This window comes from Pseudomonas sp. H1_D04 (assembly GCF_054683855.1).
The window spans coordinates 1,752,996-1,778,170 of sequence record NZ_CP162826.1; the positions used below are offsets into that span (position 1 = coordinate 1,752,996).

18 protein-coding genes are annotated in these 25,175 nt (G+C 61.1%); 1 reads left to right on the plus strand and 17 read right to left on the minus strand.

Annotated features, from left to right (window positions below; translation table 11 throughout):
* Nucleotides 1-10 precede the first annotated feature (10 nt).
* From hutI to hutC, 11 genes are all read right to left on the minus strand, one after another.
* The gene (gene hutI / locus AB4N82_RS08065) at nt 11-1,216 is read right to left on the minus strand and encodes an imidazolonepropionase (RefSeq protein ID WP_122764246.1); all 1,206 of its coding nucleotides are present in this window, start codon (nt 1,214-1,216) and stop codon (nt 11-13) included.
* A gap of 15 nt (nt 1,217-1,231) precedes the next feature.
* Nucleotides 1,232-2,641, minus strand: coding sequence for an amino acid permease (locus AB4N82_RS08070; protein WP_032890178.1), 1,410 nt, complete (start codon nt 2,639-2,641; stop codon nt 1,232-1,234).
* Nucleotides 2,642-2,856: 215 nt separating this feature from the next.
* Nucleotides 2,857-4,395 (minus strand): histidine ammonia-lyase, encoded by a 1,539-nt coding sequence (gene hutH, locus AB4N82_RS08075; protein WP_095186143.1) that lies wholly within the window; start codon nt 4,393-4,395, stop codon nt 2,857-2,859.
* Nucleotides 4,396-4,440: 45 nt separating this feature from the next.
* The gene (hutH, locus tag AB4N82_RS08080) at nt 4,441-5,949 is read right to left on the minus strand and encodes a histidine ammonia-lyase (protein WP_099601999.1); all 1,509 of its coding nucleotides are present in this window, start codon (nt 5,947-5,949) and stop codon (nt 4,441-4,443) included.
* A 141-nt stretch (nt 5,950-6,090) separates the two neighbouring features.
* Complete coding sequence (locus AB4N82_RS08085) at nt 6,091-6,915, minus strand: quaternary amine ABC transporter ATP-binding protein (RefSeq protein WP_050442867.1); 825 nt, start codon at nt 6,913-6,915, stop codon at nt 6,091-6,093.
* A complete protein-coding gene (locus AB4N82_RS08090) occupies nt 6,912-7,763 on the minus strand; it encodes an ABC transporter permease (RefSeq protein ID WP_032890174.1) in 852 nt (283 codons plus the stop codon). The genes AB4N82_RS08085 and AB4N82_RS08090 overlap by 4 nt, the downstream gene beginning before the upstream one ends.
* A 71-nt stretch (nt 7,764-7,834) precedes the next feature.
* The gene (locus tag AB4N82_RS08095) at nt 7,835-8,800 is read right to left on the minus strand and encodes an ABC transporter substrate-binding protein (RefSeq protein ID WP_032890172.1); all 966 of its coding nucleotides are present in this window, start codon (nt 8,798-8,800) and stop codon (nt 7,835-7,837) included.
* A 68-nt stretch (nt 8,801-8,868) separates the two neighbouring features.
* Complete coding sequence (locus tag AB4N82_RS08100) at nt 8,869-10,341, minus strand: purine-cytosine permease family protein (protein WP_032890170.1); 1,473 nt, start codon at nt 10,339-10,341, stop codon at nt 8,869-8,871.
* A gap of 142 nt (nt 10,342-10,483) precedes the next feature.
* The gene (hutU, locus tag AB4N82_RS08105; RefSeq protein ID WP_032890167.1) at nt 10,484-12,154 is read right to left on the minus strand and encodes a urocanate hydratase; all 1,671 of its coding nucleotides are present in this window, start codon (nt 12,152-12,154) and stop codon (nt 10,484-10,486) included.
* A gap of 405 nt (nt 12,155-12,559) precedes the next feature.
* Complete coding sequence (locus AB4N82_RS08110) at nt 12,560-13,117, minus strand: HutD/Ves family protein (protein WP_032890165.1); 558 nt, start codon at nt 13,115-13,117, stop codon at nt 12,560-12,562.
* On the minus strand, nt 13,114-13,824 hold the full coding sequence (gene hutC, locus AB4N82_RS08115) for a histidine utilization repressor (protein WP_241089512.1): 711 nt from the start codon (nt 13,822-13,824) through the stop codon (nt 13,114-13,116). Before hutC ends, AB4N82_RS08110 begins: the two co-directional genes overlap by 4 nt.
* Nucleotides 13,825-13,971: 147 nt before the next feature.
* Between hutC and AB4N82_RS08120 the strand changes: the two genes are divergently transcribed.
* A complete protein-coding gene (locus AB4N82_RS08120; protein WP_122764247.1) occupies nt 13,972-15,336 on the plus strand; it encodes a formimidoylglutamate deiminase in 1,365 nt (454 codons plus the stop codon).
* 114 nt (nt 15,337-15,450) lie between these two features.
* Here the strand turns inward: AB4N82_RS08120 and AB4N82_RS08125 are convergent, their stop codons facing one another.
* The 6 genes from AB4N82_RS08125 to AB4N82_RS08150 all read right to left on the minus strand — a co-directional run bounded on the left by AB4N82_RS08125 (nt 15,451) and on the right by AB4N82_RS08150 (nt 25,076).
* Nucleotides 15,451-16,020: a lipocalin family protein gene (locus AB4N82_RS08125; RefSeq protein ID WP_032890161.1), complete on the minus strand. Its 570-nt coding sequence runs from the start codon at nt 16,018-16,020 to the stop codon at nt 15,451-15,453.
* Between the two features lie 30 nt (nt 16,021-16,050).
* Nucleotides 16,051-16,305: a lipoprotein gene (locus tag AB4N82_RS08130; RefSeq protein WP_032890159.1), complete on the minus strand. Its 255-nt coding sequence runs from the start codon at nt 16,303-16,305 to the stop codon at nt 16,051-16,053.
* 176 nt (nt 16,306-16,481) lie between these two features.
* Nucleotides 16,482-17,492, minus strand: a complete 1,011-nt coding sequence (locus AB4N82_RS08135) for a class 1 fructose-bisphosphatase (RefSeq protein ID WP_003237460.1) — start codon at nt 17,490-17,492, stop codon at nt 16,482-16,484.
* 109 nt (nt 17,493-17,601) lie between these two features.
* On the minus strand, nt 17,602-18,954 hold the full coding sequence (locus AB4N82_RS08140; protein WP_122764260.1) for a DUF3999 domain-containing protein: 1,353 nt from the start codon (nt 18,952-18,954) through the stop codon (nt 17,602-17,604).
* On the minus strand, nt 18,954-22,469 hold the full coding sequence (locus AB4N82_RS08145) for a DUF2339 domain-containing protein (protein ID WP_122764248.1): 3,516 nt from the start codon (nt 22,467-22,469) through the stop codon (nt 18,954-18,956). The genes AB4N82_RS08140 and AB4N82_RS08145 overlap by 1 nt, the downstream gene beginning before the upstream one ends.
* 156 nt (nt 22,470-22,625) lie before the next feature.
* The gene (locus AB4N82_RS08150) at nt 22,626-25,076 is read right to left on the minus strand and encodes a glycogen/starch/alpha-glucan phosphorylase (protein WP_032890155.1); all 2,451 of its coding nucleotides are present in this window, start codon (nt 25,074-25,076) and stop codon (nt 22,626-22,628) included.
* Between the last annotated feature and the right edge of the window lie 99 nt (nt 25,077-25,175).

A 25,175-nucleotide genomic window follows, 5' to 3' on the forward strand; every position in this document is an offset into this window, starting at 1 on the left:
ACAGCACTCCTTACACAGTGACATCGACGCCATGGCGCACGACGCGTTTATCCAGCTCGCCGCCCAGCCAGTAGGCGAGGTCGGCGGGACGATCAATCTGCCACGCTACAAAATCCGCCACTTTGCCCACTTCCAGTGAGCCATGGGTAGCGCCCATGCCCAATGCGGTGGCCGCATGTTGCGTGACGCCGGCCAGGGCCTCTTCCGGGGTCATGCGGAACAGAGTGCAGGCCATGTTGAGCATCAGGCGCACCGACAGTGCCGGCGAGGTGCCGGGGTTGAGGTCACTGGCGATGGCGATTTTCACGCCGTGTTTGCGCAGGGCCTCCATCGGTGGCAACTGGGTTTCGCGCAGGAAGTAGAACGCCCCTGGCAGCAGCACGGCGACGGTGCCGGATGCAGCCATGGCAATGGCGTCTTCTTCGGTCATGAATTCCAGGTGGTCCGCCGACAACGCGCGATAACGCGCCGCCAGGCTGGAGCCGTGCAACGACGAGAGTTGCTCGGCGTGCAGTTTTACCGGCAGGCCCAACTGCTGGGCGACCTTGAACACGCGCTCCACTTGCTCAGTGGAAAACGCCAGGTATTCGCAGAAGGCATCCACAGCGTCCACCAGCCCTTCCGCCGCCAGGGCCGGTAGCATCTCGCTGCAGATATGCTCGATGTAGTCGTCGGCGCGGTCCTTGTACTCCGGCGGTAACGCATGGGCCGCCAGGCAGGTGGAGCGCACGCTGACCGGCAGCTCATCGCCGAGACGCCGGGCCACGCGCAACATCTTGCGTTCGTTGGCCAGGTCCAGGCCGTAGCCGGATTTGATCTCCACTGTGGTCACGCCGTCGCGCAGCAGACTGCGCAGGCGCTTGCGGGCGCTGTCGAACAGTTCATCCTCGCTGGCGGCGCGGGTGGCGCGCACGGTGCTGGCGATACCGCCGCCCTTGGCCGCGATCTCGGCATAGCTAACGCCCTCAAGGCGCTGCTCGAATTCGCCACTGCGATTGCCACCAAACACCGTGTGGGTGTGGCAGTCGATCAGCCCCGGAGTGACCCATGCGCCTTGCAGGTCATGCACCTGGGCGTAGTCCGCCGTCGGCACTTGGCTGCGCGGGCCGATCCACTCGATGAGTGAGCCGGCAGTGACCATGGCAGCATCCTCGATGATCGAGTAGTTACCTTGAGCCATGGTTGCAACGTGGCAGTGTTGCCAAAGGGTTTTCATCAACGCCTCCCTAAGTTATCGATGAGACACAGCCGGGTCGTATTGGACGTTGGCCGTTTGCCCGGCGGCGGGTTTGACCCACAGCAGGTAGGCAACGACCAGCAGCACGATCCACACGGCGCCGACCAGCAAGGCCGCCTGGGTGTCCGGGAAGTAACCCAGCACACCAAACACAAACAGCATGAATACGATGGCCGCCGCCGGCGCATAGGGCCAGAACGGCACCGGGAATTTCAGCTCAGCGACCTGTTCTTTAGTCATCGAGCGACGCATGGCGACCTGGGTGAACAGAATCATCAGCCATACCCACACGGTAGCGAAGGTGGCAATCGAGGCAATCACCAGGAACACGTTTTCCGGGATCAGGTAGTTGAGCAGCACGCCGCCGAGCAGCGCTGCGCCCATCACCACCACGGTCATCCATGGCACGCCCTGTTTGGACAACTGGGCAAAACCCTTGGGCGCCTGCCCTTGTTGAGCGAGGCCGTACATCATGCGCCCGGCACCGAAGATGTCACTGTTGATCGCCGAGACTGCCGCCGAGATCACCACAATATTGAGAATGGTCGCCGCCGAGCCTATGCCGAGGTTACTGAATATCTGCACGAACGGGCTGCCCTGGCTGCCGATCTGGGGCCATGGGTAGATAGCCATCAGCACAAACAGGGTCAGCACGTAGAACAATAGGATGCGCAGCGGCACGGCGTTGATCGCCTTGGGAATTACGCGCTGCGGGTCTTTGGCTTCGCCAGCGGTGATGCCGATGATTTCGATACCGCCGAAGGCGAACATCACCACCGCGAACGAGGCGATCAGGCCGCCAACACCGTTAGGCATAAAGCCGCCGTGGGCCCACAGGTTGCTCAGGCCGCTGGCCTGGGTCTCGCCCGCCGAATGGATACCGAACAGCATGATGCCGAAGCCGCCGAGGATCATCGCGACAATCGCGCCGACCTTGAGCAGCGACAGCCAGAACTCCATCTCGCCAAAGACTTTGACGTTGCACAGGTTCAGGCCGCCGATCAGAAACACAATGCCGAGCACCCAGACCCAGCGCGCGACGTCGGGAAACCAGAAGCCCATATAGATGCCGAACGCGGTGACGTCGGCGAGGCAGACGATGATCATTTCAAACGCGTAGGTCCAACCGAGAATAAACCCGGCCATGGGGCCTAGATAGGTGCTGGCGTACTGGCCGAAGGAACCGGACACCGGGTTGTGCACGGCCATTTCACCGAGGGCGCGCATCACCATGAAAACCGCGGCGCCGCCGATCAGGTAGGCCAGCAGCACGGCAGGGCCGGCCATCTGGATAGCCGAGGCGGAGCCGTAGAACAGCCCGGTGCCGATGGCCGACCCCAGTGCCATGAAGCGAATATGTCGGGCACTTAGGCCACGTTTCAAACCCTTTTCTTGCTGGTGCATTTCTCGTCCTTAATTATTTTTATCCTGAGAAAATTAAAAGCCGCGCTCATGACAACTGCTTTTTTTGTGGTGAGCGGGCTTGCCCCGCGCTGGGGTGCGAAGCAACCCCAAATCCGGCTACCGCATTTCACTTGGAGAAATGCGGTGACTGTAGGAGGGGCTGCTACGCAGCCCAGCGCGGGGCAAGCTCGCTCACTACAGAGAGCGAGTGGCGCTTACAGGCTCGGCAGCAACTTCGCCGGCACCAGGTCATTCAGGCAGCGGCTGGCGAGCAGTTCGCTGGCGGCGATGATGTCCGGGGCGAAGAAGCGATCCTTGTCGTAGAACCCCACTTTGGCGCGTAGGACGCCACGGGCTTTTTCCAGTTTCGGCGAGGTTTTCAGGCCTTCCCGCAAGTCCAGACCCTGGCACGCGGCCAGCCATTCCACGGCGAGGATGCCACGGGTGTTCTCGGCCATTTCCCACAGGCGCTTGCCGGCAGCAGGTGCCATCGACACATGGTCTTCCTGGTTGGCTGAAGTCGGAATGCTGTCGACACTATGGGGATGGGCCAGCGCCTTGTTCTCGCTGGCGAGCGCGGCGGCGGTCACCTGGGCGATCATGAAACCGGAGTTCACCCCGCCATTGCCCACCAGGAACGGCGGCAATTGCGACATGTGTTTGTCCATCATCAACGAGATACGACGCTCACTGAGGGAACCGATTTCGGCGATGGCCAGCGCCATGTTGTCAGCGGCCATAGCCACTGGTTCGGCGTGGAAGTTACCGCCGGAAATCACATCGCCTTCGGCGGCGAACACCAGCGGGTTATCCGATACGGCGTTGGCTTCGACCACCAGCACTTCAGCGGCCTGGCGGAACTGGGTCAGGCACGCGCCCATGACCTGAGGCTGGCAGCGCAGGGAGTACGGGTCTTGCACTTTGTCGCAGTTCTGGTGCGACTGGGAGACCTCGCTGCTTTCGCCGAGCAGGTCGCGGTAAGCGGCAGCCGAATCGATTTGCCCACGCTGGCCACGCGCGGCATGAATACGCGCGTCGAACGGCGAGCGCGAGCCCAGCACTGCTTCAACGGTAAGGCCGCCACAGGCCAGGGCGCCAGCGAACAGGTCTTCGCCTTCGAACAGGCCGCGCAGGGCATAAGCAGTGGACACCTGGGTACCGTTGAGCAACGCCAGGCCTTCTTTAGCCGCGAGGGTCAGCGGCGTGAGGCCGGCGACTTTCAGCGCGTCAGTCGCTTCCAGCCATTCACCTTTATAGCGCGCCTTGCCTTCGCCCAGCAGCACCAGGGACATATGGGCCAGCGGCGCCAAGTCACCGGACGCACCGACCGAGCCTTTCAACGGAATATGCGGGTAAACCTCGGCGTTGATCAGCGCGATCAGCGCGTCGATTACCTGCCGACGAATCCCGGAGAACCCACGGCTCAGGCTATTAACCTTGAGCACCATGACCAGCCGCACCAGCGCATCGCTGATCGGCTCACCGACGCCGGCGGCATGGGACAGCACCAGGGAACGCTGGAGGTTTTCCAGGTCTTCGCTGGCGATACGGGTCGAGGCCAGCAGGCCGAAACCGGTGTTGATGCCGTAGGCAGTGCGGTTCTCAGCGAGAATCTGCTCCACGCAGGCAACGCTGGCTTCGATCTGGGCTGAAGCGCTGTCATCCAGACTGAGGGTCACCGGCTGCTGGTAGATGGCCCGCAGTTGGGCAAGGCTCAGTTGGCCTGGAATCAGATTTAACGCAGTCACATTCATACTCCTTGTGAATTGTTCTTTCGAATATTTCTGTTGAATAAGGGTTCAGTGCACATTGGGTAATGCGGTGTCTTTGAGCAGCTTGGCGGCAGCTGCAATGTCCGGCGCCAGCCAGCGGTCCTGCTCGTATGCGGGGACCACTTCACGTAACAATCGCCAAGCGCGGTCGGTACCCGCGCCGAAACGCTGGGCCTTCAAAAATTCAAAGGCCTGGGCCGCCAGCAAGTACTCGATGGCAAGAATCTGGGTGACGTTGGCCAGCAGTTGATGCAGCTTCAGCGCGGCATTGGTGCCCATGCTCAAGTGGTCTTCCTGCAGCCCCGAGGTGACGAAATTATCGAGCACCGCTGGTTGCGCGAGCTGGCGGTTTTGCCCGCACAGTGATGCAGCGACGTATTGCACGATCATCATTCCGGAGTTAACCCCTGGGTTGCTCACCAGGAACGCCGGCAAGCCACTGACGTGCGGGTTGATCAAACGGTCCAGGCGGCGTTCGGCAACTGAGCCGATTTCGGCCATGGCGATGGCGAGCATATCGGCGGCCAGGGCGACGGACTGGCCGTGCGGATTGGCCTGGGACACTACGCGGTACTCGTCCGGCGTGCCAAGCACCAACGGGTTGTCAGTGGCGCTGTTGAGTTCAGTCTCGATCTGGCGGGTGGCGTGCTCCACCTGGTCGCGCGCCGCGCCGTGGATCTGCGGGATCGAGCGGATGCTCAGGGCGTCCTGTGTGCGGAGGCCTTTGCTGCTGGCGATCACTTCACTGCCGTCGAGCAAGGCACGCAGGTTGACGCCAACGTGCTGCATGCCGGGGTGCGGCTTGAGGGCGATGATTTCTTCATCAAAGGCGTCGATCTGGCCACGCTGGGCTTCGAAACTCATGGCGCCGATCACGTCGGCCCACTGCAGCAAGTGATGGGCGTCGGCCAAGGCCAGGCAGCTCAAACCGGTCATGCACGGCGTGCCGTTGACCAGGCACAGGCCGTCTTTGGCGCCGAGTACCACGGGCTGCAAACCTTCTGCCTGCAAGGCTTCCTGCGCCGTCACGATCTGGCCGCGATAACTCACCGTACCGACACCCAACAAAGCGACACCGACGTGGGCCATGTGAGTCAGGTAACCCACCGAACCTTGGGACGGCACCTGTGGCGTGATGCCGTGGTTAAGCAGCGCCAGCAACGAACGTACGACCTGCGGATGCAGGCCGGATTTTCCGTGACTGTAATTGATGACCGCGGCGCAGATAATCGCCCGGGTCTGCTCATCGCTCAGTACCGGGCCGACGCCACAGGCGTGACTCAACAGGGTATTGCGCGACAGCTGGCTGAGTTGCTCGCCCGCAAGCGACACGTTGCACAGCGCGCCCAGGCCGGTGTTCACGCCATACGCGCGTTCGCCGCTGGTGACGATGCGCTGCACGATGGCTTGGGCATTGTCGATGCGGGCCCAGGCTTGGCCCGAGAGTTCCAGCACCGCGCCGTGGCGGGCCACGGCGACCACGTCCTGCCAGCGCAGAGGGGTGTCGGCGATGGTGATTTTTGTTGCCTGGGGCATTGTTGACCTCTTCATATTCTCTACCGCTTTGCCGGCCTCATCGGGGGCAAGCCCCCTCCCACATGTTGAACGGTGAACATCTTCAAAGGTGGGAGGGGACTTGCTCCCGATAGGGCCAGCAGCCTCACCACAGAATCTGGATCAGACCACCGCCGCCCGCCGCTGAACAAACCGGTCCACGTACTCATCCGCCGGTGAATGGAGGATCTCCCGAGGTGTGCCGACCTGGATCAACTTGCCGTCCTTGAGGATCGCAATGCGGTTACCAATGCGCACGGCCTCGTCGAGGTCGTGGGTGATGAAGACGATGGTCTTGTGCAGGGTCTTTTGCAGCTCCAGCAATTGGTCCTGCATCTCGGCGCGAATCAACGGGTCAAGGGCGCTGAAGGCTTCGTCCATCAGGATGATGTCCGTGTCGGCAGCCAACGCACGGGCCAGGCCGACGCGCTGACGCATGCCGCCGGAGAGCTGGTGCGGGTATTTGTTTTCGTAGCCTTTGAGGCCCACGGTTTCGATCCAGTGCAGCGCGCGTTCGGCGCACACCTGCTTGGTTTCGCCACGCACCTTGAGGCCGTAAGCGACGTTATCGAGCACGCTCTTGTGGGGCAACAGACCGAAGCTCTGGAACACCATGCTGATCTTGTGCCGACGGAATTGGCGCAGGGCGTCCATGTCCAGTTGCAGGATGTCTTCGCCGTCCACGAGGATCGCGCCGCTGGTGGGGTCGATCAGGCGATTGAAGTGACGCACCAGTGTGGATTTACCGGAACCCGACAGGCCCATGATCACGAAGATCTCACCGGTGCCAATGCTCAGGGACAGGTCGTTGACGCCGACCACGCAACCGGTCTCGGCCAACACTTGGTCCTTGGTCTTGCCCTGCCCGATCATCGCCAGCGCTTCCTTGGAGCGCGCGCCAAAGATCTTGAAGACGTTTCTGACTTCGATTTTGCTCACAGTCGTCATTTGCTCGCCTCATGCCGTGGGCGGCCATAGGCCTGGGTAATGCGGTCGATGACCACTGCAAGAATCACGATCGCCAGCCCGGCTTCAAGGCCACGGCCAACGTTGAGGGTCTGGATGCCGACGAGCACGTCTTCACCCAAGCCACGGGCGCCGATCATCGAGGCGATCACCACCATCGACAACGCCATCATGGTGGTCTGGTTGATGCCGGCCATGATGCTCGGCAGCGCCAACGGCAGTTGCACGCCAAACAGTTGCTGCCAGCGGTTGGCACCGAAGGCGTTGATGGCCTCCATAACTTCGCCATCCACTTGGCGGATGCCCAAATCGGTGAGGCGAATCAGCGGCGGCGCGGCATAGATCACCGTGGCAAAAATCGCCGGCACCTTGCCCAGGCCGAACAGCATCAGCACCGGGATCAGGTACACGAAGCTGGGCATGGTTTGCATGATGTCGAGCAGCGGCATCAACACCGAACGCAGGCGATTACTGCGCGCCGAGAGGATGCCCAACGGAATGCCGATCAACACCGAAATCACCGTGGCAACCATCATCAAGGCCAGGGTCTGCATCAGCTTGTCCCATAGGCCAACCGCGCCTACCAAGAACAGCAAACCGACGATCACCGCCGTAGTGACTACTTTGCGGGTAGCGTGCCAGGCCACGCCGCCGACGATGGCCAGCATCAGCCACCAAGGGGCGGCGCGCAGCAGGCCTTCCAGGTTGACGATGGCCCACAACAGCGTGTCGGAGATCTGCCGGAACACATCGCCGTAGTTGGTGACCAGTGAATCCACCCAACCGTTAACCCAGTCGGCAATGGAAAACGTAAAACTCTCAGGAAACATAGCGTGCTCTCGATCCAATGGGTTGTGGCCAGGCGCCCGGCCACCCCTCAGGGTAGCCGTGCACACTTGACCTACAAGGCCGCGTCGATTTTCTTGGCTGCGTCTTCGCTCACCCAGGCGTGCCAGACTTCAGGATGTTCCTTGAGGAAGATCTTCGCCAGTTTCGGCGACTCAATGCGCTCCTTGGCCATGCGTCCCAGGTTCTGGTTCAGCAGGTCGATGGGCAGGTTGACCTTTTCCAGCACGGCCACCAATTCAGGGGCTTGTTCGTGGAAGGTCTTGGACAGGCCGACCTTGATGGTCACGGTTTTATCCACACCAGGTTTTTCTTCAAGCTTGACCAGGTCGACCTGACCCATCAGCGGCGTCGGCGACCAGTAGTAGAACAGGATCGGCTCGCCACGCTTGTAGCTCGACAGCACCGCCGCATCCAGCGCCGGGCCGGTGCCTGGACGGAAGTTGGTGTAGGTGCTTTCCAGGCCGTAGCTTTTCAGCATTTCGCTGTTGTCCAGCTCGCAGGTCCAGCCGGCCGGGCAGTTGTAGAAGCGGCCCTTGGATGGTTCTTCCTGGTCCTTGAACACCGAGGCGTACTTGGCCAGGTCGGCGATGGTTTTCAGGTCCGGCGCCTTGGCTTCCAGCTTGCGCTTGGCGTCGCCTTCGATCACGTAGCGCGGCACGTACCAGCCTTCGATTGCGCCCACCACTGGCGCACCAACGCCGACGACTTTGCCGGCCTTCTCAGCCTTGTTCCAGACTTCGCTGCGGCCGACCCATTCTTCGGCGAACACTTGAATGTCGTTACTGCTCAGGGCGTTTTCCATGGTGATGGAGTTGCCCGGCAGGCTGTCGGTTTTGCAGTCGTAGCCTTTTTCCAGCACGGTTTGCAGGATGTCGGTGAGCAACATGCCGCTTTCCCAGTTCAGCCCGGCGAATTTCACCGGTTTACCGGACTCGCACCAACCGGCCGCCTGGGCGCCAGCGCTGGCCAGCAAGCCTGCAGAGAACAACGTGGTCAGCAGGGTCTTATGCATTTTCATTGTGTGACGCTCCCAATCATGAAATGGATTACGGCAGTCAAAAGGCGTCCTGCCTTGTCCACGTCCTGTCAGGCCCGCGCCGCAGCGCGACTGGCCCCGCTTTTTTTAGTGGGTACAACACTGTCCTGCTCGACCGGCAGAATCAGTTGATCGGGCACGCTGCCGTGCCATTTTTTCGCACACAGGTAATACAGAGCAGCGGGCAGCACCAGGCCGATAATCCAGGAGATATCCACACCCCCAAGCGCGCTCACCAGCGGACCGGTGTAGAACTTGGTAGCGATGAACGGCATCTGCACCAACACCCCGAAGACATAGACGCTGATACCCAGAGGGTTCCAACGACCGTACCGCCCGTTTGGATCGGCCAGCGCCGGCACGTCATAGCGCTCGCGGGTGATGAAGTAGTAGTCCACTAGATTGATCGCGCTCCAGGGCGTGAAGAACGCCAGCAGGAACAGAATGAAAGACTTGAACGCACCGAGGAACGAATGCTGGCCGAGCAATGCGATCAGGGTCGCCGTACCGACGATAAGCAGCACGAACACCAGACGCTGCAGACGCGTGACCTCCAGGCGACCACGAAAGCCGCTGATGATGGTCGCGATGCACATGAAGCTGCCGTAGGAGTTCAGTGTGGAGATGGTGACCTTGCCGAATGCGATGCTGAAATACAGCAGCGCAGCGGTGGCGCCCGTACCACTCAAACCAACGATGTAGGCCACTTCATGACCGGCGAATTGCCCGTTGGCCATGGCGGCGGCGAACACGCCGAGAATCATCGCCACTTGTGCGCCAATCACTGAACCGGCGCCCGCAGCGAGAAAGGTTTTCACCGACGACGTGCTGCTCGGCAAGTAGCGCGAGTAGTCCGCCACATACGGCCCAAACGCGATCTGCCAGGAGGCGGCGAGGGACACCGCGAGCAAGAAACTGCTCCAGCTGAAATGGCGGATTTGCAGCAATGCGCCAATGTCAGCCTGGCCCATCAGGCGACTGAACAGGTAAACGAAGGCAATCACACCAATGACGCTGGCAACGCGCCCTATGAAGTGGATCACCCGATAACCAAGCACCGTGACCAGCACAATGACGCTGGCGAAGATCAGGATACCGACGCTGCTGCTGACACCAAACAACTGGCCCAGCGCCTGGCCGGAAAGCACCGTACCGGTTGCGGTGAAACCCAGGTACATCAGGCACACCAAGACGATCGGAATGGCCGCGCCATATACGCCGAACTGCACGCGGCTGGAGATCATCTGCGGCAAGCCGAGCTTGGGCCCTTGCGCCGCATGCAACGCCATGACGCCACCGCCGATCAGTTGACCGATCAACAGACCGATCAACGACCAGAACACATCACCGCCCAGCACCACGGCCAAGGCCCCGGTGACAATGGCCGTAATTTGCAGGTTGGCACCCAGCCACAGGGTGAATTGGCTCAATAGACGACCGTGTCTTTCCGCTTCCGGGATGTAGTCGATCGAACGTTTCTCGATCAACGGGGTGGTGCTTGCACGCGCGTCATTTGCAGCCATGGGTGTTCAACCTCTGATGGATTGTTTTGGGGGTCGCAGCCGCTCAACTGTGGGAGGGGGCTTGCTCCCGATAGCAGTGGGTCAGTCACCAGACCTATTGGCTGATACACCGCCATCGGGAGCAAGCCCCGCCCCACATGGGTTACTTGATCATTGGAAGATTGAGACCCTGCTCTTTGGCGCAATCGATCGCGATCTGGTAACCCGCATCGGCGTGACGCATCACCCCTGTCGCTGGGTCGTTGTGCAGCACACGGGCAATCCGCTCGGCCGCTTCGTCGGTGCCGTCGCAGACGATCACCATGCCGGAGTGCTGGGAGAAGCCCATGCCGACGCCGCCACCGTGGTGCAGCGAGACCCACGTCGCACCGCTGGCGGTATTGAGCAAGGCATTGAGCAGCGGCCAGTCGGAGACGGCGTCGGAACCGTCCTGCATGGATTCTGTTTCGCGGTTCGGGCTTGCTACCGAGCCGGAGTCGAGGTGGTCACGACCAATCACCACCGGCGCCGACAGCTCGCCGCTGCGCACCATTTCGTTGAATGCCAGGCCGAGCTTGGCGCGCTGGCCCAGACCGACCCAGCAGATACGCGCTGGCAGGCCCTGGAAGCTGATGCGTTCGCGAGCCATGTCCAACCAGTTATGCAGGTGGGCGTCGTCGGGGATCAGCTCTTTGACTTTGGCGTCGGTCTTGTAGATATCTTGCGGGTCGCCCGAAAGCGCAGCCCAACGGAACGGGCCGATGCCACGGCAGAACAGTGGACGGATGTACGCCGGAACGAAACCTGGGAAGTCGAAAGCGTTTTCCACGCCTTCTTCCTGTGCCATTTGGCGGATGTTGTTGCCGTAGTCGAAGGTCGGGATGCCTTGCTTCTGGAATTCCAGCATGGCTTTGACGTGGACTGCCATGGACTGCTTGGCGGCCTTGATCACGGCGGCCGGCTCGGTCTTGGCGCGGGCGCGGTATTCGTCCCAGGTCCAGCCGGCGGGCAGGTAGCCATTGAGCGGGTCATGGGCACTGGTCTGGTCGGTGACCATGTCCGGGCGCACACCGCGCTTGACCAGTTCCGGCAGTATCTCAGCCGCGTTACCCAGCAGCGCGATGGAAATGGCTTTGCCTTCTTTCGTGTATTTGGCGATACGGGCCAACGCGTCGTCGAGGTCGGTGGCTTGCTCATCGACATAACGGCTGGCCAGGCGGAAATCGATGCTGACCTGCTGGCACTCGATGTTCAGCGAGCACGCGCCGGCCAATGTCGCGGCCAGAGGCTGTGCGCCGCCCATGCCGCCGAGACCGGCGGTGAGGACCCAACGGCCTTTCAAATTGCTGTCGTAATGCTGGCGACCGGCTTCAACGAAGGTTTCGTAAGTACCTTGGACGATGCCCTGGCTGCCGATGTAGATCCAGCTGCCGGCAGTCATCTGGCCGTACATAGCCAGGCCCTTGGCATCCAGTTCGTTGAAGTGTTCCCAACTGGCCCAGTGCGGAACCAGGTTGGAGTTGGCGATCAACACGCGCGGGGCGTTGCTATGGGTCTTGAACACGCCGACCGGTTTGCCGGATTGCACCAGCAGGGTTTCGTCGTCGTTCAGATTGGTGAGGCTCTCGACGATCTGGTCGTAGCACTCCCAATTACGTGCGGCGCGGCCAATGCCGCCGTACACCACCAACTCTTTCGGGTTCTCGGCCACTTGCGGGTCGAGGTTATTCATCAGCATGCGCAGCGGTGCTTCAGTCAGCCAGCTTTTGGCGGTGAGCTTGTTACCGCGGGCGGCGCGGATTTCGACGTCACGGTATTTTGTAGGCTTGGTCACTGCTAGGACTCCTCGGCGATCGATGCGCGAACATGGATGGTGCGAAGGAGAGTCTTACGCACACATCTTTACTTGTATGTACAAGCATATGCAATCAAGCGGCCAACTTTCTAAGTGAGGTGTTTGGATTTTTTTGGAAAGCGTGTGTGAGCCTTGGAAATTAAGGCTTAGAGAGATGATGAAATTTCTTACAAAGGGGTTTTCTAGCGAGGGCGGTTTGTCACGACAGCATGGTTTTGCGCCACGCTGGGGCGTTCGGTAACAAAATGGTGCGAGGGTTGGAAACAGATCCCAACAACAGTGAGAAACAAATGTGGGAGGGGGCTTGCCCCCGATAGCGGTGGATCAGTCAGCCCATCTGGTACTGACACACCGCAATCGGGGGCAAGCCCCCTCCCACATTTTTTAACCGCGCTGAGTCAGTTCGATGATGCAGCTACGGCCAGTGATAGAGATGTCCAGCAAGCCAGCGTTACCGTCCACTTGCAGGCAATCGTGATGGCCCAGTACCTGGTCCAGCACCTTCACTTCATCCGCCACGCTGAACACCAGCACCGTCTGCGCCGTACTGAAAAACCGCTGCACACCATCCATCCACTGCAACCGCGCGTGGTAGCGCTCGGGCGAATAAATCAGGTTGAAATCGCGAATCGGCCCAGTGATCAATCGGCACGACACCTGACTGTCACCCTTGAACGCGAACGGTTGCAGCGGTAACAGTCCGCGCTGCTCCTCGCCATCCACGGTCAGCACCATGCCTGCGCCCTTGATTACCGTGATCACACGCTGGTAACCGGCGAAGGTGGAAAAGCCGCCCGACTCGGCGATATCGGCAATCGACAAGCGCCAGCCAAAGCCATCCAGGCCATCGCCGGCATCACGGGAGATTTCTTCGGTACTGCCACCGCCGTTTTTCCACGGCATGCGGACGTAATCGGCGGCGCGCCAGACTTTCAAACTCATTTACTGAAGCGTCCTTCGAGGCTGTGACGGGAACCAGGGTGGATCAACCGCGCGGCGGTCACCGGCTGACGTCCGGACCAGGTGCGTCGGCGAATCAACAGGCACGGTTCGGTGGGCTCGATTTGCAGCAGCTTGCACTCGTCGGCGTCGGCGAGGATCGCTTCCACGACGTGCTCGCCTTCCGTCAGCGGCGCAACCTGGTTGAGATAGGCATAGGGCGTTTGTTGGGTGAAATCCTGCTGCAGGTATTCCGGCGCGACCAGGGCGTTGACGAAACGGTCTTCGATTTGCACGGGAATATCGTTTTCGTAATGCACGATCAGTGAGTGGAACACCCGCCCGCCTTCGCGCATTTCCAGAGCGACGGCACGTTCGGAACCGGCGGCCTCTTCGCCCAGGGTGATGACCTGGCAGGTATGCCGATGACCGCGGGAAGCGATCTCATCAGCAATGTTGTGCACTTCAAACAGCGCCGACTGGCTTTTGGGCTCGGCGACAAAAGTACCGACGCCTTGCATGCGAACCAGCAACCCTTCTGCGGTGAGTTCGCGCAGGGCGCGATTGATGGTCATTCGGCTGAAGCCCAGTTGGCTGACCAGTTCACTCTCCGACGGCACGCGGTAATGGGGTGGCCAGTTGCCGTTGAGGATCTGCTGACTGATCATCTGTTTGACGCGGGCATACAAGGGCGCCGGACTTTCGTCCATGTGGGCAGCCAGTGAAGACTTGGCGGGCGGAGTCGGCACAGGGAATCCTTGCAGGGGGAAAAGATGCATAGATTGCCGGAGTTTACCGAGCAGGCAAACGTCTGTATATGTATATACAAATAAACACACGACCGGAGTGCTCTGAACATGTCCGCTTTTTTTGCCGAACGCGCACTGCTGCCTAATGGATGGGCCAACGATGTACGTCTTGAAGTCAGCGCCGATGGACTGCTGACACAGATTGCGGCCAATGCCAGTGCAGACGGTGCCGAGCGGCTCAAAGGCCCGGTATTGGCGGGCATGCCCAACCTGCACTCCCACGCATTCCAACGCGCCATGGCGGGTTTGGCCGAAGTCGCCGGCAACCCGAATGACAGCTTCTGGACCTGGCGTGAGCTGATGTACCGCATGGTCGGCAAGATCAGTCCGGAGCAACTGCAGGTGATCGCGCGCCAGCTGTACATCGAGATGCTCAAGGCCGGTTACACCTCGGTGGCCGAATTTCACTACGTGCATCACGATGTCAGCGGCCAGCCGTACGCCGACCGTACGGAACTGTCGCGGCAGATCAGCCACGCGGCCGCCAGCAGCGGTATTGGCCTGACCTTGGTGCCCGTGCTCTACACCCACTCGGGTTTTGGCGGGCAGGCGCCGAACGAAGGCCAGCGACGGTTTATCAACAGCACCGAAAACTACCTGGACCTGCAGGCGCGCCTCAAACCGATCCTCGCGGCGCAACCGGCGCAGCAACTGGGCTTGTGCTTCCACTCCCTGCGCGCTGTTACGCCACAACAAATCCATGAAGTCCTGGCCGCCAGCGACAAGACGTGCCCGATCCATATCCATATTGCCGAACAACAAAAAGAAGTCGACGACTGCCTGGCCTGGAGCGGCAAGCGTCCGCTGCAATGGCTGTATGACAATGTCGAGGTGGATGAACGCTGGTGCCTGGTGCACGCGACTCACGCCAACCCGGAAGAAGTGACGCGCATGGCAACGAGCCGGGCGATTGCCGGATTGTGCCTGACCACCGAAGCCAACCTGGGCGACGGGATTTTCCCGGCAGTGGATTTTCTCGCCCAAGGCGGGCGCATGGGCATCGGTTCCGACAGCCATGTGTCATTGAGCGTAGTGGAGGAATTGCGCTGGCTGGAATACGGCCAGCGCCTGCGCGATCAACGGCGCAACCGCTTGTATCGCAGTGACCAACCGATGGTTGGTCGTACGTTGTTCGATGCTGCGCTGGACGGTGGCGCACAGGCACTGGGGCAGCCAATTGGTCGACTGGAAGTGGGCAAGCGTGCGGATTGGATCGTGCTGGACGGTAATGACCCTTACCTGGCGACAGCAACAGAGGATGGCATTCTCAATCGCTGGCTGTTTGCCGGCGGTGATCGCCAGGTGCGTGATGTGCTGGTCAACGGGAAATGGGTGGTGCGCGAAGGGCGTCATGCAGGCGAAGAAGAAAGCAGCCGGGCATTTACGCAGGTGCTAAGGGACTTACTCGGTTAAAACATGTGGGAGGGGGCTTGCCCCCGATTGCAGAGTGTCAGCCAGCAAATCAGATACTGACACACCGCTATCGCGGGCAAGCCCCCCCCCACATTGGATTGAGGGGCTCTCAGGTTATTGCGAAGTCTTGGCCATCTGCTTATCCGATGTCCGGAAGATCAACCGCGTGGTGTCATACCCCTGCTGTCGCGCCCTGCTCAGCAGGTCTTCGCGAGTATCGGCACTGACCGTTGGCGTGCGCGACAGGATCCACATATAGCGCCGGCTCGGGCTGCCGACGATGGCGGTCTTGTAGTCATCGCTGACGTACAGCACCCAGTAATCGCCCTTGGCGACGCCCGGCAGCAGTGACGTGAACCAGTTGTTGAATTCCACCCAGAGCTTGTCAGTCTTGCCAGGCACTTGCGGGGTGGCGGTGCCCTTGGCTTCTTCCCACTTCCATTCGGTGGTCAGGCAGCGGTTAAACACCGACATGTCGCCATCGGGCAACAAGGTGTAGCGTGCTTCGGACTGCGCGCAGTTGCGCTGAAAGTACATCGGCAATCGGGCCAACTCATACCAGGTGCCCTGGTAACGCTTGAGGTTGACGCTGCCGGCAGTCTTGGGTTGCAGATCATCGCCAGAATGGCTGGCACAGCCCGCCAAAAACAGGCTGGCACAAAGGAACAAAACAAAACGCATCATTCTTCTTCTCCCGCAGGCTCTCGCCCCGGTTTACTTCAGGCCTTGCCCGGAAAACATGAGAACTTTGTCACCGGCATATTGAACGCTGATAAAGCTGGTTTTATCGCCCCACGTGCAGCTGGACATGCCCAGTGCGCCGGAACAATCGGTCGGCTTACCCAACAACGACTCCACCTCGGCCTTGGGCATGCCGGCCGACAACTTCGCGTAATTTTCCTGGTTGATCTTGCTGCAAGCGGCCAACAGCACGCAAAAAGCCAGCAAAGCGAGACGGCGTAACGACATGGAATAACTCCTGGAGGGACAAGGCAGCGTGGGTATCTGCCAGAAGCTTAGAAGGGAAAACAGGTGTCTGGTTCCCGACGAGTAAAAACAAAAAAGCCCCGAAAACGCTGAAACGTTTCGGGGCTTCTTTAAGGGTGAACCGGCTCACAACAACGCCGATCACTTATCGCCGCAGCTTACTTCTTGTGATAGGCCGTCACGCGCTCAACTTCTTCCTTCGAACCCAGGAACACCGCTACACGCTGGTGCAGGCCTTCCGGCTGGATGTCGAGGATGCGCTGGTGGCCGTCAGTGGACGCGCCGCCCGCTTGTTCAACCAGGAACGACATCGGGTTGGCTTCATACATCAGGCGCAGTTTGCCCGGCTTGGATGGCTCGCGGCTGTCACGTGGGTACATGAACAAGCCACCACGGGTCAGGATGCGGTGCACGTCGGCTACCATCGCCGCGACCCAACGCATGTTGAAGTTTTTCTTCAGCGGGCCTTCTTCACCGGCCATCAACTCGCCCACGTAGCGGGTAACCGGTTCTTCCCAGTGACGCTGGTTGGACATATTGATCGCGAATTCCTGGGTGGACGCAGGAATGGTGATGTCTTCGTGGGTCAGTACGAAGCTGCCCATTTCGCGGTCCAGGGTGAAACCTTTAACGCCGTCACCCAGGGTCAGCACCAGCATGGTCTGTGGGCCGTAGATCGCGTAACCGGCTGCGACCTGCTCGGTGCCTGGCTGCAGGAAAGCCTTTTCGTTCAGGGCTTCGTTCTGGCTCAGGTATTCGTTCGGGCAGCGCAGCACGGAGAAGATAGTGCCGACCGGTGCATTGATGTCGATGTTGGACGAACCGTCCAGTGGGTCGAACACCAGCAGGTAGGCACCTTTCGGGTATTTACCCGGGATCTGGTAGGCATTGTCCATTTCTTCGGACGCCATGCCGGCCAGGTGACCGCCCCATTCGTTGGCTTCAAGCAGGATCTCGTTGGAGATTACGTCGAGCTTCTTCTGTACTTCGCCCTGCACGTTTTCAGTGCCCATGCTGCCCAGGACACCACCCAGTGCGCCTTTGGACACGGCATGGCTGATTTCCTTGCAAGCACGCGCGACCACTTCGATAAGGAAGCGCAGATCGGCAGGCGTGTTGTTGCTGCGGGTCTGCTCAATCAAATAGCGACTCAAGGTAACGCGGGACATGTAAGGCTCCGGAGAATGGGGGGCTTGAAAACCCGCGCAGTTTAACGCGAGTCGGGGCGTATTTCCTCCTATCAGAGGATTTAAACCCAATAGAGTTCATGGACTTTATTTAACGCGCCGCCGGTGGCTTGCGCAGCAAACTGTAGGCCATGGCGCCCAGTGCCGCCACGCCGAGCAGCAAGACGGCCCAGAGTCCGAGTTTTTTCCAGTTCGGCCCGTCCTCCACAGCGGCTACGACCACCGGCGACGCGACCGCAACGTCCCCCACAACCTTGGCCTGTCCCAGCGTATTGAGGCGCTCGGCACTGTAATCGGGGATCAGGGTCGACAGTGGCAGGCTTGCGGCTTTCACCGACGCATTGCCCAACGCCAGGCTGAACGGCGGCTCACCCCGCGCCAGGAACACCAACTGGGTAGCGCGCACCGCAAAGCGCAGCGCCGGCGCATCGGCGCCCAAACCGCCACCGCGCTCGTCCACCTGCAACTTGAGTTCGGTCACGACCTGACCCGGCAACTGCAACTCATCCTGCACCACGTCCTGGCCGTTTTGCGTCAGGCGGTACAGCAAGCCATTGTTCAATGGCTGCCACAGTTGTTTGGCATCGCTGCGTCCAGCCAATGTCACCGGTGCCAGCGTGTTGGGCTGCTTCAACTCAATGCGCAAACGCTCGACACTCAGCCCAGTCGGCAACTGCCAGCTGTACTCCCCAGCCTTGAGTCGCGTTCCCGCCAATGGCTGCGACCACACCAACGGCATTGGCAGACTGCTGCGCGTAGCACTCACCAGCTTGGCCGAGGTCAGCAGCGGCGCCGCCTGCCCCTTCCATACCAGACGCAGGTAGCGCGCTGAGCGTCCTGGCAGGCTGACGTCATGCTGTTCGACCCGTTCGTCGGCGAACGACAAGCGTGCCACCTGCCCCTCGCCCCAAGGCTCCCAACGCTGCAAGTCATCACTGGCTTCAATGCTGAAACGCTGGAAGCCCTCTTGCTCACGGCTCCAGTCCAGGCTCAGTTGCTGCAACGGTGCCTTGATCGCGCTGGCGTCCAGCACCCAGCCGCGCAATACCTGCTTACCGGGCTTGGCGGCAGAAGACGGTTTGATTTCCACCAGGGTGCCTGCGGTGGTGGTTTTCATCACCACACCGGGCAGGCTTTCCTGAGTGTCGGCGGCGTACAGCGGGAACCACTTCACATCAGCGACGTTGCGACTTTCGGTGCGCTGGGAAGATTGTCGCGACAGCGCATAGGCCTGGGGCTCACCGGCGGCGTTAAACACGCGAACGTCACCGAGGTCCGCCTGGCGCGCGTTGAGTTGCACAGCCAACGGCAATTCAAGGCGATACCAGGGGCCATTGCCGCTCACACTCAGCGGCACATGGTGGGTGAAATCAGCCGGGGCTTCCTGGGCCGACGCCGCCAGCGCCGCACACATGCCCACCATGGCCACGCTCAACTTACCGATCAAGAGGATGCTCCTTCAGTTTCCATCACAGGTTCGGCCCGCTTAGGTGGCAGCGGTGCGAAATAACCCACCACCAGCAACAGCCCGCCCACGCCGATAAACGACACGATCCGCGCCAGGCCGCCACGGTTACTCAGTTCGACAAAGAACAGTTTGGCCACCACCACCGCAATCAGCGCGGCGCCGATCAACCACACTTCGCGACGATGGCGCAGGTGGCCGCCGATCATCAGCCCGAGGGCGATCAGAGTCCACACAATCGACAGGCCGGCTTGCACCAGCATCGACTCCAGCAACGCATCCAGATGAAACGGCACGCCGCCCCAGTGGTGCGCGGTGCGCATGACCAGTGCCGTGAAGAACGCAAACAGCGAGAGACCCGCGATCCCTTGTGCGGCCAATTCGGCACGCGGCCCGCGTTGTGGCGCCACGCTTCGGGACCACAGGTAAACACCCAGCAGCGCGAAGAGCAGGCCCAGTTCCAGAGGGTTGAGCAGAGGCACGTAAGGCAGCGGATTGGCGGTGCCATCGCTGAAGGTATTCGCCAGCCAGAACCAGCCGAGCATCAGCACAGCCAATGGCAGCGCGGCCAGGACTCGGTACTCCCTTGGGTACGCCGACACTGGCCACGGCCAGGTGCGCGGTGCGGCGGCCAGCACCAGGTACAGGCTTGGCAGGATGGCCCAGCCCAACCAGCGCCAGGCGTTGTATTCAGCCGACAGGCGCAACAGTCCATAGCGCAATTCCAGTGCCAGCACCCCGATCAGCATCCAGCAGCCTAGGACATGGGCAATACTCAGCATCCTGGCCGGAACCACCGGCGCCAAGCGGCGCAGCGAGATGAAATGCACCACAAACACCGCCAACCAGGCCAGCCATCCGTACTGCGCCGCCGGGTGATAGTAGCTGTGGGCAGACACCAGCAACGCCACGCCCGCCGCCGGCATCAGCAAGGTGCACAGCACACCCAGGGATGCCCAGCGCAGTCGCGCCGCAAGCAGCGCCCAGATCGCCACGCTCACTGCTGCAAGCCCCAGCAGGAAAGAACCAAGCAACGCTTGCGGAACAAAGCGCAACACTTCGCCGCCCAGAGCCAATGTCCACCACGCCGCCCCCCACACCAGCAAAAGGTCGGACAAGCGTTGCAGCTTCAGCACCGCAAACACCGGCGCATGGGGCTCACGTTGCAAGCGCCAGGCGCCGATCAAGGCGGCCAGGCCCAACACCATCGGCGTCCAGAAACCACTGTGCGCCAGCGGACGCAGGCCTTCGCCGGTCAACGGCCCGAGCAATTGCGGCACCGCCAGCAGGAACGAACCACCGCCGACCAGTTGCAGCAGCAACCCAAATACAAAACTGACGCGTTGTTGCAGGTACAAGCTCAGCCAGATGATCAACAACCCACTGGCAGCCCATACGCCGCTGGCGCTTTCCCATGGCAGCACAAACAGCACCGCCAGATTGATCAACACCAGACCGGCGAGCAGCACCACCGACAACCCACGTAACAGCCGCACATCGCTGCGCACCATGTCGTCGCGTGCCGCCAACAGCATGCCGCCAATCAAGGCCAGGCCGATCAGTGAGGCCGTGAGCAAACCACTCCAGCCCGCATTGAATACCGCCGCGCCCTCCCCGCCCTGCAAGCGCACCAGGAATAACGCGCCACCCAGCAATTGCACCGCGAACGCAGTGAACAGGAAAGTGCGCGAGCCAATGCGCAGGCCGATAAACAGGGTCGCCAGACCGGCGATGGCCCAACTGATGGCGGTACCTTGGGTCAGCAACAGCAAGGGCGCCAGCAGGTACAAAAAGCTCAAGCCCAGAGACGCCAGGACCGGCAGCCCTTTGCGCTCCCACTCTGCCGCGTGCTGCGCCGATGCCTTGCGCAACTGATCGAAGCTGAACAGCAACGCAGCGCCGAGCAACAACGCACCCAGCGGCGCACCGTCGAGCAGGCTGCGTTCGCCAATGCGCAGTTCGCTGAGGAAGGCCAGCGCTGAGCCCAATTGCAGCAACAAGCCGAACGCACGCGCCAACGGCCGCTGCTGGCGCAAACCGAGCCAGAAGATCCCGGCGCCTTCCACCGCCCACGCCGCAGCCGTCCAACGTGCATCAAGGCCCAGAGGAATCGCCAGGCTGGCAAAGATCACGCCCAGGGCCAGGCACGTTTCCGCCAGCAGCAACGCGCGTCCGCCACTGAGTAACCGCGCCAGGCCCATGTAGATAATGCCCAGGCCCAACGCACTGAACGCCGCGGCGAATTCCAGATGCTGTACCAATGCGAACTGCAAGCCAAAGCCAACCAGCGGCGGGCCGAACAGCATGCCGCCGTCAACGTAATCACCCTTGGCAGCCGACCAGCGCAACAACGCATCACGGCCTTCGGGCGCGTCGCCCAGCTCCAGCAATTTGCGTCGGGCGAACAACAGGCCGATGGCCAGATACATCAGGAAGAACAGGATCAGGAATGGCTCGGTGCTCCACAGCAATTCCGGCGTGTAGGAACGCATTCCCCAGGCGAAGCCGATGCCGAAGGTACCGACGAACCCGATCAGGTTGAGCAAGCGCCAGGCCTTGAACCAGGCGATGGCGAGAATACCGGCGTTGAGCAGGGCAAAATAACTGAACAGCGCAACATGGTTACCGGCACCGGTGGACGTAAGGATCGGTGCCGCAAAACCGCCGAGTGCTGCCGCGCAGGCCAGGCCCAATGCGTCCTGGGTGACCGCCAGGATCGCCGAGAACACCGTGACCGCAACCAGCAGGCCCAGCGCCGCGCTCGGGTCGATCAACGGATGCAGGCGCATCGCGGCAAACACCGTCAGGTACAGCACCGCAATCCCGGTGCCTTGTAGCATCAGCCCGTAGTTGCTGTTGCGCAGTCTCAGCCACCAGCCCAGGCCCAGCAGGCCGACAGCGGCAGCAGCCACACCGGCGTAACGCAACTCGATCGGCACCACCATGCCTTCGGTGGCATAACGCAGCAGGAACGCCAGGCCGAGAAACAACAGCACCACGCCGACGCGCAGAACGGTGTTGCCACCAAACAGCCAATTGCGTGCGCCAGCGAGGGCACGTTCGAACAGGTTGGGGCCACGGGGGATAGCAGGTTCTTCAGGAGGGCGCGGAGCCGGAGCAGGCTTCCAGGCGTCTTCGGGCAACGCAGGGCTTGGTTCGGCGACCATGGCGACGGGCGCCAATTCGGCCGGCAGCTCCCAAACCAGTTCGGGGGCCTTGGTGATGGGTGTCGGTTCAGGGATGGAGGGTTCGACCACCGCGGGGCTGGCCGGCGCGGGCACTTCCAATTGCCGCAGTCGCTCACCGAGGGCGATCACCGACTTCTGCGAGGTTTCCAACTGACGCGCCTGCTGTCGCACCTGGGCCGCAAGCTTCGACAGGCCAATCGCTTGGCCAATGCCCAACCCCAGCAGTGCGCCGATGCCTGCGTCATAGAACGACTCATCGAGCGTCCAGCCGACAACCAGGCCAATCAGCATGAAAATCCATTGCATGGTCGATATTCCCTAAGCAAACCGGCGCTCAGTATATCGACGCGCAACCAATGTGGGAGGGGCTTGCCCCCGATAGCGGCGTGTCAGTCGACATATTCGTCAACTGACCATCCACTATCGGGAGCAAGCCCCCTCCCATATTTGGATCCAGGGTGCTTAGTCGAGCGCTTTCCAGATCTCCGTGGCGTACTCGCGGATCGTCCGGTCCGACGAGAACCAGCCCATGCGCGCGGTATTGAGCACCGCCGAACGCCACCATGCCTTGGAGTCATGCCAATGCGCTTCGACCCGCGCCTGGGCATCCCAGTAGGAGTCGAAGTCGGCACACACCAGGAAGCGGTCGTAGTCGATCAACCCGTCGATCAAGCCCACATAGCGGCCCGGATCATCCGGCGAGAACACCCCGCCACGGATCGCTTGCAGCACATCGTTGAGGCGATGGGACGCAGCAATATCAGGCCCGGCGTTGAACTCGCCAGCGTGTTTTCGGGCTTCCACCTGCTGTGCACTGAGGCCGAAGATAAACATGTGATCGGCGCCCACACGCTCGTGCATCTCCACGTTGGCGCCGTCCATGGTGCCGATGGTCAGCGCGCCGTTGAGGCCGAACTTCATGTTGCTGGTGCCCGACGCTTCAAAGCCGGCCGTGGATATCTGCTCCGACAAGTCCGCCGCCGGTATGATGCTTTCTGCCAGGCTGACGTTGTAGTTGGGCAGGAAGACCACTTTGAGCAACCCGCGCACAGTCGGATCGTTGTTGACGGTGCGGGCGATGTCGTTGGTCAACTTGATGATCAACTTGGCCTGGTGATAACTGGCCGCCGCCTTGCCGGAGAAGATCTTCACCCTCGGCACCCAGTCGGTGCCCGGCTCGGCACGGATCGCCTGGTACAGCGCCACGGTGTGCAGCAGGTTGAGCAGTTGGCGCTTGTACTCGTGGATACGTTTGACCTGCACGTCGAACATCGCCGCCGGGTTTACCGAAATGCCCAGGCGCTCGTGGATGATCTCGGCCAGTGCACGCTTACTGTGCAGGCGCTGGTCGGCGAAGGCTTTGCGGAAGGTCTGTTTCTCGGCGAAGGTTTCCAATTCGCCCAAGCGGGTTTCCATGGTGTCGAGAATGTCCGGACCCAGGGCTTCCACCAGCATCTCGGTGAGCTTGGGGTTGGCCTGGTACAGCCAGCGGCGGAAGGTAATGCCGTTGGTTTTGTTGTTGATGCGGTCTGGGTAGAGCTTGTGCAGTTCGGAGAACACCGTGCTGCGCATCAGTTGGGTGTGCAAGCCCGACACGCCATTGACGCTGTGGGAGCCGAGGAACGCCAGGTTACCCATGCGCACGCGGCGACCATTGTCTTCTTCGATCAGCGACACAGCGCGCAGCACGTCAAAATCGTGGATACCTTTGGCGCGCAGCGAGTCGATGTGCTGGGCATTGATCAGGTAGATGATCTGCATGTGCCGAGGCAACATGCGTTCCATCAGGCCTACCGGCCAGGTTTCCAACGCCTCGGGCAGCAAGGTGTGGTTGGTGTAGGACAAGGTTTCGACCGTGACCTGCCAAGCGGCGTCCCAAGCGATGTCGTGCAAATCCACCAGTTGGCGCATCAACTCGGCCACGGCGATGGACGGGTGGGTGTCGTTGAGCTGGATCGCCGCGTGTTCGCCCAGGCTCAATACCGAGCCATGCATGTTTTTGTGGCGGCGCAGCAGGTCTTGCAGAGAGGCGGAGACGAAGAAGTATTCCTGACGCAGGCGCAGCTCCTGCCCTGCTTCGGTGCTATCCGCCGGGTAAAGCACCCGGGAGATGCTTTCAGCGCGGGCCACTTCGGCAACGGCGCCCAGGTGGTCACCGGCGTTGAAGCGCTCCAGGTGCAAGTCTTCCACCGCCCGTGCACGCCACAGGCGCAGGGTGTTGACGCTTGCACCGCGCCAACCGACCACCGGCGTGTCATAGGCCACGGCGCGCACGGTCTCGCTGGGCGTCCACACTTGGATCAGCTTGCCGGCGGCGTCCGGCAGGGTTTCCACGCTGCCGCCAAAGCCGATCGGGTAGATCACTTCAGCGCGCTCGAACTCCCACGGGTTGCCGAAATCCAGCCAGCGTTCGGTCTGCTCCTGTTGCCAGCCATCGACAATCGCCTGGCGGAACAGGCCATGTTCATAACGGATGCCATAACCGTGACCGGCAATGCCCAAGGTCGACATGCTTTCCATGAAGCATGCGGCCAGGCGGCCCAGGCCACCGTTGCCGAGCGCCGCGTCAGGCTCCAGCAGGCGGATACGCTCAAGGTCGACGCCAAGTTCGCTGAGCGCTTCGCGGGCAATCTCCAACACACCAAGGTTACTCAGACTGTCGTAGAGCAAACGGCCGATGAGGAATTCGAGGGACAGGTAATACACACGTTTCTGGCCCTTGCGGTAAATACGCCGCGTGTGGTCCATCCAGTGATCGACCATCTGGTCGCGTGCGGCCAGGGCAATGGCTTCGAACCAGTCGTGGTCGAAGGCGTGATCCGGGTCCTTGCCCACCGCGTAGGTGAGTTTGGTCAAGACGGCATCGCGAAATGCGGCTACCTCTGCTTCTCGTGCAAGTGGTTCCTGAGACATCAATTGCGACCTCGGGCGAGATAGAAGGAGTTGCTAGAGCCTAGACGGTCTGACAGACGGTAGACGCTCTGGTTCGGCAGTTTTTTAACGCATTTACCT